Origin of the sequence: Streptomyces liliiviolaceus (assembly GCF_018070025.1) — a bacterium.
Lineage (GTDB): Bacteria > Actinomycetota > Actinomycetes > Streptomycetales > Streptomycetaceae > Streptomyces > Streptomyces liliiviolaceus.
In genome coordinates, this window is the sequence record NZ_JAGPYQ010000001.1 from 1 (window position 1) to 13,058 (window position 13,058).

Sequence of the window (13,058 nt, forward strand, 5' to 3'; positions counted from 1 at the left end):
ATGCCCGACTATCGCGATGACCTGCGCCTCGCCCATGTCCTGGCGGACGCCGCCGACGCCGCGACGATGGACCGGTTCAAGGCGCTCGACCTCAAGGTCGAGACCAAGCCGGACATGACCCCGGTGAGCGAGGCCGACAAAGCCGCCGAGGAACTGATCCGCGGCCACCTCGGAAGGGCACGGCCACGGGACGCGATCCTGGGCGAGGAGTACGGGGTCGAGGGCACGGGCCCCCGCCGCTGGGTGATCGACCCGATCGACGGCACCAAGAACTACGTACGCGGAGTCCCCGTCTGGGCCACCCTGATCGCGCTGATGGAGGCGGGCGAGGGCGGCTACCAGCCCGTCGTCGGCGTGGTCTCCGCACCCGCGCTGGCCCGCCGCTGGTGGGCCTCGAAGGGCCACGGCGCCTTCACCGGCCGCAGCCTGTCGTCCGCGTCCCGGCTGAAGGTCTCCCAGGTCTCCCGGATGAAGGACGCCTCCTTCGCGTACTCCTCGCTGAGCGGCTGGGAGGAGCGCAGCCTGCTGGACGGCTTCCTGGACCTGTCCCGCGAGGTGTGGCGCACGCGCGCGTACGGCGACTTCTGGCCGTACATGATGGTCGCCGAGGGCTCGGTCGACATCTGCGCGGAGCCCGAACTCTCGCTCTGGGACATGGCGGCCACCGCGATCGTGGTGACCGAGGCGGGCGGCTCCTTCACCGGCCTCGACGGCCGCCCGGGCCCGCACAGCGGCGACGCGGCGGCCTCGAACGGCATCCTCCACGACGAGCTGCTGGGGTACCTGAACCAGCGCTACTAGCCGGACACGCGCCCCGAACCAGCCACGTACGCCCCCTTGTTGACCCTCCCTTTAACTGCGACTCTGAGAGTTCCCCCACTTGTGAACTTGTGAATTCGTTAACGAACGGATTCGTAGGAGGTGGCTCGGTCCATGCTCGTCCGCGACGCCATGAGCACGGTGGTCCTCACCATCGGCCCCGCCCACACACTCCGGAAGGCTTCCGCCCTGATGGCCGCGCGCCGCATCGGCGCGGCGGTGGTCCTCGATCCCGACGGCACCGGGATCGGCATCCTCACCGAGCGCGACATCCTCAACTCCGTCGGCCTGGGCCAGAACCCGGACACCGAGCGGGCGCACGCGCACACGACCACCGACGTGGTGTTCGCGGCCCCGACCTGGACGCTGGAGGAGGCCGCCCGGGCGATGGCCCACGGCGGCTTCCGGCATCTCATCGTCCTCGACCGCGGCGAACCGGTCGGCATCGTCTCGGTCCGCGACATCATCCGCTGCTGGGCGCCGCTGCGTCAGCCCGCCCCGGCCTGAGAGCCCCGACGGGCTCCGAGCGGGCGGCGGCACAGGGGTGAGCGGGCCGGCTCCCCGGTACGGGGGAATCCGGCCCGCTCTCTACGGCAAGCGATCCAGTGCTGGTGTCAGCCGCGCAGGGCCTGGACCGCGGCGTCCAGCCGCTTGCCGAAGTCCTCGTCGGCCTGACGGAAGTTGCCGATCGCCCGCGCGGCGATGTCGTCGCGCGAGACCTCGGCGATGAACCCCGCCAGGTTGCCGATCAGCCGCTCCCGCTCGGCCTCGGACATCAGACGGTAGAGATCGCCCGCCTGTACGAAGTCGTTGTCCTCGGCGTGGGCGGGCGCCTCGCCGTTGCCGGTGACGCCGGTGACGGGAAGGGGCTGCCACAGCGGCCGGTCCGTCTGGACGGGCCCGCCGAAGCTGTTGGGCTCGTAGTTCTTCGCGCCCTTGTGACGGCCGTCGTACAGGAAGCCGTCACGGGAGTTGGTACGCGCCTCGGTGGCGTGCGGACGGTTCACCGGCAGATGGTCGGCGTTGACGCCGACGCGGTAGCGGTGGGCGTCGCCGTACGCGAAGAGGCGGCCCTGGAGCATCTTGTCGGGCGAGGGCCCGATGCCCGGCACGAAGTGCGCGGGGCTGAAGACGCTCTGCTCGACCTCGGCGAAGATGTTCTCCGGGTTGCGGTCCAGCTCCAGCTTCCCGATCTCGATCGGCGGGTAGTCCTCGTGCGGCCACACCTTGGTGAGGTCGAACGGGTTGAAGCGGTAGGCCGCCGCGTCGGCCGCCGGCATGATCTGCACCTGCACCGTCCAGGACGGGAAGTCGCCGCGCTCGATCGACTCCCGCAGATCGCGCTGGTGCGAGTCGGGGTCGAGCCCCGAGACCCGCACCGCCTCCTCGGTCGTCAGGTTCTTGATGCCCTGGTCGGTCTTGAAGTGGTACTTGACCCAGAAGACCTCGCCGGCCTCGTTGTTCCACTGGTAGGTGTGCGAGCCGTACCCGTTCATGTGGCGGTACGAGGCCGGGATGCCGCGGTCGCCGAAGAGCCAGGTCACCTGGTGGGTGGACTCGGGCGACAGCCCCCAGAAGTCCCACACGTTGTCGGCTTCCTGCGAGCCCGTGTACGGGTCGCGCTTCTGCGTGTGGATGAAGTCGGGGAACTTGATGGCGTCCTTGACGAAGAACACCGGGGTGTTGTTGCCGACGAGGTCGTAGTTGCCCTCCTCGGTGTAGAACTTCAGCGCCCAGCCGCGCGGGTCACGGACGGCGTCGGCCGAGCCGAGGTTGCCGGCCACGGTGGAGAAGCGCAGAAAGGTCTCGGTCCGCTTGCCGACCTCGGAGAGGAACGCGGCACGCGTGTAGCCGGTGACATCGGCGGTGACGGTGAACGTGCCGTAGGCGCCGGCGCCCCGGGCGTGCACGACCCGCTCCGGAATGCGCTCGCGGTTGAAGTGCGCGAGCTTCTCCAGCAGGAGCTGGTCCTGGACGAGGACCGGGCCGCCGATGCCCGCGGTCTCGCTGTTCTGGTTGTCGGCCACCGGCGCGCCGGCCTCCGTCGTAAGCGGTCCCTGCGTCACGTGCGCCTCCTGGTTCCTGTGCCAAAGTCGAGATCGATCCTACAATGGACATTGTCTAAGTCAAGCCAAGCTCCAAAGTCACACTTGTTCGGGTTCTGGTCCAGCAGGCTGTTAAGCTGTGCGTATGAGCGACCTGTTGGAACGACTGCGCGGACGCGGCTGGCGCATGACCGCGCAGCGGCGCGTCGTGGCCGAGGTCCTGAACGGGGATCACGTCCACCTGACGGCCGACGAGGTGCACGCGCGCGCCGTGGTGCGACTCCCGGAGATCTCCCGGGCGACCGTCTACAACACCCTGGGCGAGCTGGTCTCGCTCGGCGAGGTGCTGGAGGTCGCCACGGACAAGCGCGCCAAGCGGTACGACCCGAACGCCCACCGGCCGCACCACCACCTGGTCTGCGCCCAGTGCGGCGCGATCAAGGACGTGCACCCGGACGGCAACCCGCTGGCGGACCTCCCCGACTCCGAGCGCTTCGGCTTCACGGTGTCGAACGTAGAGGTGACGTACCGAGGCCTCTGCCCGAACTGCGCGGCAGCCTGAGCGGGACTCCCGGCCCCTGGCTGCCGGGAGCACGCACAACACCGAGGGCCCGGAACCAATGATCTGGTTCCGGGCCCTCGGTCTTCAGTAGCGGGGACAGGATTTGAACCTGCGACCTCTGGGTTATGAGCCCAGCGAGCTACCGAGCTGCTCCACCCCGCGGCGATGTCTGAACATTACGCCACCCCGACCGACCAGCGCAAATCACTATTCCGACGGCTCCATTCAGCCCGTCCGCGAATTATTTAGCCCGTCCGGCGCTTGAGGACGAGCGCGAAGCGCGACAGGGGGGCAAGGGGGCGAAGCCCCCATACGTGGACGGGAACGGGAAGGGGCGGCGGGGGCGAAAACCCCACCCCGCCACCCCTTCCCCCTCTCCCCCCCGCCCGGAGGGCTCACGCGGACAACTCCTGCCGCAAAGCATCCCGCAACCGAGCCGCCCGCTCAGAAACCTCCCGAGGCCCGAGCGACACCGCCCGATCGGCCCACCGCTGCCCCTCCGCCAGCTCCCCCCGACGCGCGTAGACGAGGGCGAGCCGCAACGCCGCCCGCCCATGCCCCGCATCGGCGGCCCGGGCCCACCACAGCGCGGCCTCCGGCTCGCTCCCCTCCCGCGCCAGCAGCAGCCCGAGATTGAACGCCCCGTTCCGCGACCCCGCCTCGGCCGCCTCCCGGTACCACCGGGCGGCCTCCACGACGTCCCCGCGCGCGGACGCGAGCATCCCCACCCGCACCTGGGCCCGCCGATGCCCCTGGGACGCGGCCCGCTCGTACCACTCCTCGCACTCGCTCTTCTCGGTGGCCGGCTCCCCCAGCTCGTGTTCGGGCGCGGGCGGGCGCCGCGCGTCGAGCACGGTCGCCAGCCGGTAGGCCCCCTCCGCGCTGCCGCCTCCCGCGGCGCACCTGAGGTGCCGCTCGGCGGCCGACTCGTCGCCGTCCCGGAGCCGGGCGATGCCGACCTGGAGCGCGGCCTCGGTGTGCCCGGCCGCGGCGGCCCGCTCGTAGCAGCGCAGCGCCGCCGCGTCCTCACCGCGCCCGGCGTGCAGGATGCCGAGGTTGAACGCGGCGTCGACACTGCCGGCCTCGGCGGCCTTGGAGAACCACGGCTCGGCCCCGGCGGCGTCACCGACCTGCAGCAGCAGAATGGCCAGCGCGTTCGCCGCCTCGCGGTGCCCCGCGTACGCCGCCCGCCGGTACCACTGCTCGGCCTGGGCGGTCCGCGACTGCTCGGCGCAGAGCAGCCCGAGGTTGTACGCGCCGTTCACGTCGCCCGCGTCCATCGCGGCCCGGTACCACCGCTCGGCGGTCTGCGTCTCGCCCCGCTCCGCGTGCAGCGCGCCCAGGGCGTTGGCGGCGTTCCCGTCGCCGTCCTGGGCGGCGCGCAGCCACCACACGGCCGCGCTCTCGGTGTCGCCCGCGTCCCGCAGCAGGAAGCCGAGCGCGCAGGCGGCCCGCGCCTCACCGTCCTTGGCGGAGGTCAGGTACCAGCGCCCGGCCTCCTTGAGCTCCCCGCGCCTCTCCAGGATCGCCCCGAGGTGCAGCGCGGCCCGGCGGTGGCCGCGCGCGGCGGCCTGCCTGTACCACTGCTCGGCCGCCTCGCCCGCGGCCCCCGCGGTCTCGGAGGCACCGCCGTCGAGGTCGGTCCCGTCCGCCTGCGCGGCCGTCCGGTCGAGTGCGCGCGCGAGCCGGTAGGCCGCCTCGCGGTGTCCTCGCTCGGCGGCGGCACGCATCCAGTCCTCGGCGCGGGGGTCACCGCGGTGCTCCAGGAGATCGGCGAGCGCGTACGCGCCCAGCGAGTGGCCCTGCTCGGCGGACTGGCGCAGCCAGTACTCGGCGGCGGGCTCGTCGCCGCGCTCACGGTGGTGGCGGCCCAGCGCGTGCGCGGCGGCGGCGGAACCGGCGACGGCGGCGATCCGCCACCATCCGGCGGCCTCCTCCGCGTAGCCGCGCTGGTGCAGGAGGACACCGAGGTTGTTGGCGGCGGCCCGGTCGCCGGCCGCGGTGGCAGCGCGCAGCTGCGGCTCGGCTCCGTCGAGATCACCGCGGCGGAGCAGCATGGCTCCGAGGACGCTCATGGCCTCGGCGTCGCCCTCTTGCGCGGCGAGCCGCTGACGAGCCTCCTCCACTGCCTCACCGGTCTCGTCCCGGTCGGAAGGCTGCACAAACCGCCCTGTATCCAACAGAGTTGCCTTGTCCCCCATAACGTCCATCGTCGCACCACCTGCAACCTGGGTACACCTGGTATACCGCAGCCAGTGAGGTCACTTCAGCGTTTTGTCGACATGCCCACAGAGAGACAAGTGAAACACAGTTCCCCCAACTCCCTCCGTCTCGCGCGGCCTTCACCGCGGCAGCACTGGTGAACGAGGAGCGCCTTCGCGCACTCGGCTGACGGTCCGCACACGCAGAAGGACCCGGATCCTGTGAGGATCCGGGTCCTTCAACATCAGTAGCGGGGACAGGATTTGAACCTGCGACCTCTGGGTTATGAGCCCAGCGAGCTACCGAGCTGCTCCACCCCGCGCCGTTGTGTTGAAACCGTACCACGGCGCGAGGGTGGCTCCTGACTCACCTCTGCTCAGCCGCTGTCCGGGCTCTTGCTGCTGCTCGGACTGCTGCCGGGCTTGGCGCTCTCCTCGGTCTTCTTGTCGCCCGAGTCGCCGGCCTTGTCGCTGCCGCCCGCCTTCTTGTCGGCCGCGGCCTGTGCGTCCTCGGCCTTCTTGAGCGCGTCCTCCAGGTCCTTCTGCGCCGTTCCGTACGCCTCCCAGTCGCCCTTCTTGAGGGCTTCCTGGCCCTGGTCGAAGGCCTTCTGGGCGTCGTCGAGCGCTTCCTGGACCGTCGGGTCGCTGGAGGTCGGCGGCGGATTCGTCTCGTCCTCATCCGGCGGTTCGGCGGTCGAACCCTCCGCTCCGAAGACCTTGTCGAGCGCCTGCCCCAGCGTGTCCTCGAAGGCCGTCGCGCCTCCGTAGGTCACGAGCACCTTCCGCAGCAGGGGGTACTTCAGTCCACCACCGCGTACGTAGACGGGCTCCACGTAGAGCAGTCCGCCGTCGAGCGGCACCGTCAGCAGGTTGCCGTACTCGACTTCCGAGTCACCACCTCTGAGGAGCCTGATGGACTCGGCGATGGACGGCTCGGAGTTGAACTGGCTCTGCACCCGTTTCGGTCCGTCGACCGTTCTGCCGGTGGGCAGTTTGAGAATGTTGATCTTGCCGTAGTCGCTCGTGCCGGCTTCGGCGTTGACCGACATGAAGGCGCTCAGGTTGTCCCGGCCGTTCGGAGTGAGCGTCGTCGTCAGGGAGAACGCCTGCGACTCCTCCCCCGGCATCTTCATGCTGAGGTAGTACGGCGGCACCGCGTTGCCCGACTTGTTCGTCGGGTCGTCCGGCACCTGCCACACCTCGCTGCCGCTGAGGAACGTCTCGGCGTCCTTCACGTGGTAGCGGGTCAGCAGCTCGCGCTGGACCTTGAACAGGTCCTGCGGGTACCGCAGATGATCCATGAGGGCCTGCGGGATGTCGCCCTTCGGCTTCACCGTCCCGGGGAAGGCCTTCTTCCAGGTCTTCAGGACCGGGTCCTTGGTGTCCCACTCGTAGAGCGTGACCTTGCCGGTGTACGCGTCGACGGTCGCCTTCACCGAGTTGCGGATGTAGTTGACCTGGTTCTGCTGGGCCACCACCGCCCGCTGGTTGTTGGCGGCGGTCAGCGAGTCGGCCGTCGTGTCCCCGAGCGTGGTGCGCGAGGCGTACGGGTAGCCGTTCGTCGTCGTGTACGCGTCGACGATCCACTCGATCTTGTTGCCGACGACCGCGGGGTAGGCGTCGCCGTCGATGGTCAGCCAGGGGGCCACCGCCTCGACGCGCTCCTTGGGCGTGCGGTTGTAGAGGATCCTCGAACCCTCGCCGATCGCTCCGGAGTAGAGGATCTGCGGCTCGCTGAACGCCACCGCGTACGCCGCCCGGTTGACCGGGTTCGAGAGGTTGACCCCGCTCTTGCCCTTGTAGCTGGTCGTCTTCTCGCCGGTGTCGTCGGAGTAGTCGATCTCCTTCTGCGGACCGCCGACGATCGAGTACTGGCTGGTCTTCTCGCCGTAGTAGATCCGCTGCTGGTACTCACCGAGGTCGCCCTTGGACGGCAGGTCGTACTCGGTGAACTCGGGGCGTCCCTCGGAGTCGGCGGTGGTGCCCTTGGCCGCGACCACTCCGAAGCCGTGCGTGTAACGGAAGTGGTTGTTGATCCAGTTGCTCTTCGGGATGCCCTGCAGGTTCAGCTCGCGCAGACCGATGACGGTGTCCTGGTCCTTGCCGTCCTTGCTGTAGCGGTCGACGTCGAGGTTCGACGGGAACGCGTAGTAATTACGGACCTGCTGGAGCTGCTGGAACGTGGGCGAGACGACGTTCGGGTCCAGGAGCCTGATGCTCGCGGCGCCGTCGGCGTCGTCGCGCAGCTTGGTCTTGTCCTTGGTCGTGCTCGTGCCCGCGTACTCGGTGACCTCGGTGCCCGTGATGCCGTACGCGTCGCGGGTCGCCTTGAGGTTCTTCTCGACGTACGGCGCTTCCTTGGCCTGCTCGTTCGGCTGGACCTGGAACTTCTGCACGATCGCCGGGTACAGACCGCCGATGAGGATCGCGGAGAGCACCATCAGGCCGAAGCCGATGACGGGCAGCTGCCAGGTGCGCCGCCACAGGGTGGCGAAGAACAGCAGGGCGCAGATGACCGCGATGCAGAAGAGGATCGTCTTGGCCGGCAGGTAGGCGTTGGCGTCGACGTACCTCAGGCCCGTCCAGTTGCCGGTCGCCTTGAAGTCGCTGGACTTCACCGCAAGGCCGTACCGGTCGAGCCAGTACGCCACCGCCTTCAGCGCGACGAAGATGCCCAGCAGCACCGAGAGATGGCCGGTGGCCGCCGCCGTGGCGCGCGCTCCGGGGCTGGTGACGCGCAGTCCGCCGTACAGGTAGTGCGTCAGCGCCGCGGCGATCAGGGAGAGGATCGCGGCCGCGAAGCCGAAGCCCAGCATGAAGCGGTACCAGGGCAGGTCGAAGGCGTAGAAGGACACGTCGAGGTGGAACTGGGGGTCCTTCTGGTCGAAGGGCACTCCGTTCACCCACATGAGCCACGTACGCCACTGGCCGGCCGCGGAGGCTCCCGCGATCAGCCCGACCAGCGAGGTGATCCCGAGAAGAATCCACTTCTTGTACGGGGCCACGCTCATCCGGTACCGGTCGAGGCTCTGCTGCTCCATCGACATGGCGCTGAGCGGCGGCCTCAGACGGTGGGCCAGCCAGATGTTCACGCCGACGGCCACGGCCATCAGCAGTCCGAAGACGAAGAACAGACCGATCTTGGTCCACAGCGTGGTCGTGAAGACCGACGAGTACTTCACCGACCGGTACCAGAGCCAGTCCGTCCAGAACCCCGCGAACATGACGAAGGCCATGGCCAGCACGGCCAGTACGCCCAGTGTCATGAGCAGGGTCCGGACGCGCCGGGACGGTCGGCCCACTCTCATCCGCGGCCCTGTCGGGCCTCCGCCGCGGTCCGGCATCTGGAAAGCCAAGGTGCGCACCTCGAAGTTCGCTGTTGGAATCTGGGGGCCCTGCAAACGCCGGGCCCCATCTATGCAACTTACTAATGCTTTACTCGGTTCCCGGTTCGGGGGCCGAACGAGGCAGGATTGTGACCATGTCCAACACCGCCTCCTCAGGCACCCCCATGGCGGCCGGGCCGCTCACCCGCGCCGCGCTCGAAATCGACGAGTACGTCGCGGGGCTCGGCTGGGACCAGCCCGCCCGGCTCTTCGCCCTGGTCGACACCGGCAGACTGCGTTCTCAGGAACCCGGACTCGCCGAGCGGCTGGGTCTGACCGAAGACGTGCCCGACGGCACCCTCACCCCTATCGAGCAGGAGGAAATTCCCGCGGGCAGCCCGCTGGACGAGTTCCTGGGCACCATCGCCTGGCCGGACTCCGTGGTCGGCTGCGCGCTGTCCGTGGAGCGGCTGATGCTGCCGCCGTCCGCGGAGGCGTCCGTACCGGACGGCCTCGACGAGAAGCGGCTGGCGAAGTGGGTCGCCGAGCACCCGGAGCGCCAGGAGGTCCGGATGACCGTCGCCGTGCTGCGGGGCGGGAAGCGCGAATCGGCGCTGCGGCTGCGCGAGAAGGACTCGGCGAACGACGTGCTCACCGGCTCCGACCTGGTCCCGGGACTGGCCGACGCGCTCACGGCGACGTTCGCGGCGTAGTCCGGGCGTCCGCGGCCTGCCGGTGTGCCCGGACCCGGTGTCCTAGGCGCATTTCGGCAGGCCGTCCGTGTCGCCGCCACGGATGTCCTTGAGGGCGCTCACCGCGTCGTCGATGGTGTCGACCTTGACGAGCGTGAGCCCGTCGGGGACGTCACGGGCGGCGGCCGCGCAGTTGTCCTTGGGCGTCAGGAAGTACTGGGCGCCCTTGGCGCGGGCGCCGACGGTCTTCATCTCGATACCGCCGATCGGGCCCACCTTGCCGTCGTCGGTGATCGTGCCGGTGCCGGCGACGAACTTGCCGCCGGTGAGGCTCCCCGGGGTCAGCTTGTCGACGATGCCGAGGGCGAACATCAGACCGGCGCTGGGGCCGCCCACGTCGGCGAGCTTGATGTCGATGGTGAACGGGAAGGTGTGGTCGGTCCCGGCCGAGATGCCGACGATCGCACGGTCCTCGCCGCTGTCGTCGGACTTGGCGGTGGTGATCGTGATGTCCTCGGTCCTGGTCGCCGTCTTCTTCTGCTTCTCGGCGGCGGCCTGTTCCTTGGCGGGCACGATCGTGAAGACGACCTTCTCGCCGGCCTTGTGCTTGGTGACCAGCTTCGCGACGTCGTCGTACGCCTTCACCGCCGTGCCGTCGACGGCCTTGATCACGTCACCGGCGTGCAGCCTGCCCTCGGCGGGGGTGTCCTTGACCACGGTGGAGACGATCACCCAGGACTTCACGGGGATGCCGATCTCCTTGAGCGCCGCGACCTTGGCGCTCTCCTGGGACTGGCTGAACTCCTCGGCGTTCTCCTGCGTCGACTGCTCCTCCGTCTTGCCGTTGGGGTAGAGCGTGTCGTGCGGGACCACCTTGTTGTCGTGTGCCAGCCAGCCGTACACGGCTTCGACGAGGTTCATGTTGTAGTCGGCGCTCGTGACCCGGACGGTGGTCATGTTCAGATGACCGCTCGTCGGGTAGGTCTTGCGGCCGGAGATCTGGAGCACCGGCTCGCCGTCGTGCTCGCCGAGCGTGTTCACCGTCGGGCCCGGTGACATCTCCGAATACGGCACGTTGATGAAGACTCCCGCGCACAGGAGCGCGATCAGCATCAGGGTGGAGGCGAGCATCGTCGCGGTGCGGCGTGGCATGGAACGACAGTACGGGACAGCACTGTCAACGCACCGTCGGGGCCGCCCGTCCGGGGGTCCGACGGTCGGTCAGGCGTCCGAGTGCGACTTCTCCATGGCCTCGCGGAAGCGTGTGTAGCCGGCGAGCTCGTGGCCGTCACCGATGGTCTTGCGGTTCCGTCCCGCCCAACTGCCCCAGGCTCCGGCACCGATCGCGGCGAACAGCGGAATCAGCAACCAGGCGAGCGCCGCCATGCCGACCTCCCAACCCCATGATCCACCGCAACTGACTGATCAGCAGATTAACCATCCGCTTGTCCAACGTTCGCGGCAGGGGTCGGGTTACGCAACCGGAGCGGTCAGCAGGCCCCGACCCATTCCTCCGTGCCGTCGGAGAACTTCTGGTGCTTCCAGATCGGGACCTCGTGCTTCAGGTCGTCGATCAGCTTCCGGCAGGCCTCGAAGGCCTCGCCCCGGTGCGGGCAGGAGACGGCGACGACCACCGCGAGATCGCCCACCCGCAGGTCACCGACCCGGTGCACGGCGGCGAGCGCCCGCACCGGGTACTCCGCGACGACCTTCTCCGCGACCCGCCGCATCTCAGCCTCGGCACTGGGGTGGCAGGAGTATCCGAGGGCGTCGACGTCCGCTCCCCCGTCGTGGTTGCGCACGGTCCCCACGAAGAGCGCGGTCCCTCCGGAGGCGTCGTCACCGACGGCCCGGAAGACCTCGTCCAGGGAGAGGTCGGTCTCCCGGATCGCCAGAAGCTTGATGGGGTCCTGCGCCGCCTGCTCACCGGGATGGTCGCTCATGGGTGCCATGCCCCCATCGTGCCCCACCCCGTCGGCACGGCGGAACGGCACTTTCGCACGTACGCGCGCGTCAGCCGTCGGAGCCTCCTACAGGACCGCGGGCAGGGCCCGGTCCGGCGCCTCGCCGTTTCGGCGTCGTCCCGGCTCCGGCACCGGCTCAGATCCGCCGCCGGGCCTTGCGCGCCCGCCGTACCAGCGCGGCCGTGCCCAGCAGGGCGACCGTCGCCCCCGCGGCTCCCGCCGCCGTGGCGTCCTTGCGGCCGAGCCGCCGTCCGGCGAGGGTGTGCCGCCCGGCGACCTCGCCCAGCAGCTCGGCGAGCACCTCCTCGTTGGTCCACCGGGGACGCCACCCGGCATCGTGCAGCCGGCTCCCGCTGACCACCCAGGGGTACATCGTGTACGCGAGGTCCCCGGCCGGCGACGGGGTGAGCCCGATGCGGTGGAGGCGGGCCGCGGCGCCCAGGGCGACGGCGGACGGCAGCTCCATGCGCCGGATGCCGCTGAGCTCCTCGACCTCCTCCTGCTCCAGCCATCCGTCGCACCCGACGGCCAGCTCCCCGTCGACCTTCTCCAGGGCTGCGTACTCCAGAGCGGCGCACAGGTCCTCGACGTGGCAGAACTGCCAGGCGGGCCGCGAACCGGCGACGACCAGGAGGCGGGGCGACTCGAAATACCTGGTCAGCGCGGTGTCGGTGCCTCCGACGAGCACGGCGGGGCGTACGACGGTGACGTTGAGCCCGGGGTGCGCGCGGGGCGCCCGCCGGGCGAGCCGCTCGACCTCCAGCAGGTCCCCGACGCCCGTGGCCTCGGCGGTGGCCCGCAGTTCGGCGTCTTCGGAGAGGGGCAGTTCGTTGTCGGGCAGCGCTCCGTAGACCATGGCCGACGTGCACAGCACGACGCGGTGGACCCCGGCAGCGGCGGCGGCCGTGAGCACGGTCTGGGTGCCCCGCACGTTGTACGCCGTACGCGCCGCCGGATCCGTCTCAAGGTCGAGGTCGAGGGCCAGGTGCACCACGACGTCCGCCCCGCGCAGCTTCTCGGCGATGGCCGGGTCCCGGACGTCCAGGATGTGCCACTGCGCGCCCGCGCACTCGCCGCGCCGCTCGTCGATGGCGATGACCTGCTTGATCTCGTCGCAGGCGACGAGCCGCTCGGTGAGCATCGCGCCGATCCCGGCCGCGGCACCGGTGATCGCGACGACGGGGCCGCGCACGGCGGAGGTCCCGTCGGCGCGCTGCGACGCCGGTGCGGGCCGATGTTCGGGTGACGGGTGGGTTGAGAGGTTTCGCGCTGCGCGAACCTGTGGATCTGGGGAACTCACCAGGCGTCTCCAGCGGTTGTCTTCAGTAAGAACGCGAGTGACGCGTACGTACCAGGTGGCATCCATCCTGCCGCAGCCGCCGAGTCGGCGACGCACCGAGGCCCGAACCGGTTGTGGTGTCTACGCTGGGTGGTGATGCAGGGCAGCCG

Annotated in this window: 11 protein-coding genes and 2 tRNA genes; 4 read left to right on the forward strand and 9 right to left on the reverse strand. The window is 69.9% G+C overall.

Going from position 1 to position 13,058, the window contains the following annotated elements; translation table 11 throughout:
- Together hisN and J8N05_RS00010 are read left to right on the forward strand one after the other, a co-directional pair.
- Complete coding sequence (gene hisN, locus J8N05_RS00005; RefSeq protein ID WP_210880446.1) at positions 1–801, forward strand: histidinol-phosphatase; 801 nt, start codon at positions 1–3, stop codon at positions 799–801.
- Between the two features lie 132 nt (positions 802–933).
- Positions 934–1,326: a CBS domain-containing protein gene (locus J8N05_RS00010; RefSeq protein ID WP_210880447.1), complete on the forward strand. Its 393-nt coding sequence runs from the start codon at positions 934–936 to the stop codon at positions 1,324–1,326.
- Positions 1,327–1,433: 107 nt separating this feature from the next.
- On the opposite strand, the gene J8N05_RS00015 is transcribed toward J8N05_RS00010, so the two are convergent.
- Positions 1,434–2,885, reverse strand: a complete 1,452-nt coding sequence (locus J8N05_RS00015; RefSeq protein ID WP_210880448.1) for a catalase — start codon at positions 2,883–2,885, stop codon at positions 1,434–1,436.
- Positions 2,886–3,009: 124 nt separating this feature from the next.
- Here J8N05_RS00015 and J8N05_RS00020 point away from each other — a divergent pair, with 124 nt between their 5' ends.
- A complete protein-coding gene (locus J8N05_RS00020; RefSeq protein ID WP_210880449.1) occupies positions 3,010–3,426 on the forward strand; it encodes a Fur family transcriptional regulator in 417 nt (138 codons plus the stop codon).
- Between the two features lie 88 nt (positions 3,427–3,514).
- On the opposite strand, the gene J8N05_RS00025 is transcribed toward J8N05_RS00020, so the two are convergent.
- From J8N05_RS00025 to J8N05_RS00040, 4 genes are all read right to left on the reverse strand, one after another.
- Positions 3,515–3,588, reverse strand: a tRNA-Met gene (locus tag J8N05_RS00025).
- A 233-nt stretch (positions 3,589–3,821) separates the two neighbouring features.
- Complete coding sequence (locus tag J8N05_RS00030; protein ID WP_210880450.1) at positions 3,822–5,636, reverse strand: tetratricopeptide repeat protein; 1,815 nt, start codon at positions 5,634–5,636, stop codon at positions 3,822–3,824.
- A 240-nt stretch (positions 5,637–5,876) separates the two neighbouring features.
- Positions 5,877–5,950: transfer RNA gene (locus tag J8N05_RS00035), tRNA-Met, on the reverse strand.
- Between the two features lie 54 nt (positions 5,951–6,004).
- The gene (locus J8N05_RS00040) at positions 6,005–8,971 is read right to left on the reverse strand and encodes a UPF0182 family membrane protein (RefSeq protein ID WP_210889921.1); all 2,967 of its coding nucleotides are present in this window, start codon (positions 8,969–8,971) and stop codon (positions 6,005–6,007) included.
- Between the two features lie 137 nt (positions 8,972–9,108).
- Here J8N05_RS00040 and J8N05_RS00045 point away from each other — a divergent pair, with 137 nt between their 5' ends.
- Positions 9,109–9,666, forward strand: a complete 558-nt coding sequence (locus J8N05_RS00045; RefSeq protein WP_210880451.1) for a PPA1309 family protein — start codon at positions 9,109–9,111, stop codon at positions 9,664–9,666.
- 42 nt (positions 9,667–9,708) lie between these two features.
- On the opposite strand, the gene J8N05_RS00050 is transcribed toward J8N05_RS00045, so the two are convergent.
- The 4 genes from J8N05_RS00050 to J8N05_RS00065 all read right to left on the reverse strand — a co-directional run bounded on the left by J8N05_RS00050 (position 9,709) and on the right by J8N05_RS00065 (position 12,909).
- Entirely contained in the window at positions 9,709–10,797 is a 1,089-nt protein-coding gene (locus J8N05_RS00050; protein ID WP_210880452.1) for a YlbL family protein, read from the reverse strand.
- Positions 10,798–10,866: 69 nt separating this feature from the next.
- The gene (locus tag J8N05_RS00055) at positions 10,867–11,031 is read right to left on the reverse strand and encodes a hypothetical protein (protein ID WP_189773698.1); all 165 of its coding nucleotides are present in this window, start codon (positions 11,029–11,031) and stop codon (positions 10,867–10,869) included.
- 104 nt (positions 11,032–11,135) lie between these two features.
- Entirely contained in the window at positions 11,136–11,597 is a 462-nt protein-coding gene (locus tag J8N05_RS00060) for a molybdenum cofactor biosynthesis protein MoaE (protein WP_210880453.1), read from the reverse strand.
- 148 nt (positions 11,598–11,745) lie between these two features.
- Positions 11,746–12,909, reverse strand: coding sequence for an SDR family oxidoreductase (locus J8N05_RS00065; protein WP_210880454.1), 1,164 nt, complete (start codon positions 12,907–12,909; stop codon positions 11,746–11,748).
- Between the last annotated feature and the right edge of the window lie 149 nt (positions 12,910–13,058).

Coding starts and splice junctions, on each gene's coding strand:
- hisN (WP_210880446.1), top strand. CDS start 1: ATGCCCGACTATCGCGATGACCTGCGCCTCGCCCATGTCCTGGCGGAC.
- J8N05_RS00010 (WP_210880447.1), top strand. CDS start 934: ATGCTCGTCCGCGACGCCATGAGCACGGTGGTCCTCACCATCGGCCCC.
- J8N05_RS00020 (WP_210880449.1), top strand. CDS start 3,010: ATGAGCGACCTGTTGGAACGACTGCGCGGACGCGGCTGGCGCATGACC.
- J8N05_RS00030 (WP_210880450.1), bottom strand. CDS start 5,636: ATGGACGTTATGGGGGACAAGGCAACTCTGTTGGATACAGGGCGGTTT.
- J8N05_RS00040 (WP_210889921.1), bottom strand. CDS start 8,971: ATGCCGGACCGCGGCGGAGGCCCGACAGGGCCGCGGATGAGAGTGGGC.
- J8N05_RS00045 (WP_210880451.1), top strand. CDS start 9,109: ATGTCCAACACCGCCTCCTCAGGCACCCCCATGGCGGCCGGGCCGCTC.
- J8N05_RS00050 (WP_210880452.1), bottom strand. CDS start 10,797: ATGCCACGCCGCACCGCGACGATGCTCGCCTCCACCCTGATGCTGATC.
- J8N05_RS00055 (WP_189773698.1), bottom strand. CDS start 11,031: ATGGCGGCGCTCGCCTGGTTGCTGATTCCGCTGTTCGCCGCGATCGGT.
- J8N05_RS00060 (WP_210880453.1), bottom strand. CDS start 11,597: ATGGCACCCATGAGCGACCATCCCGGTGAGCAGGCGGCGCAGGACCCC.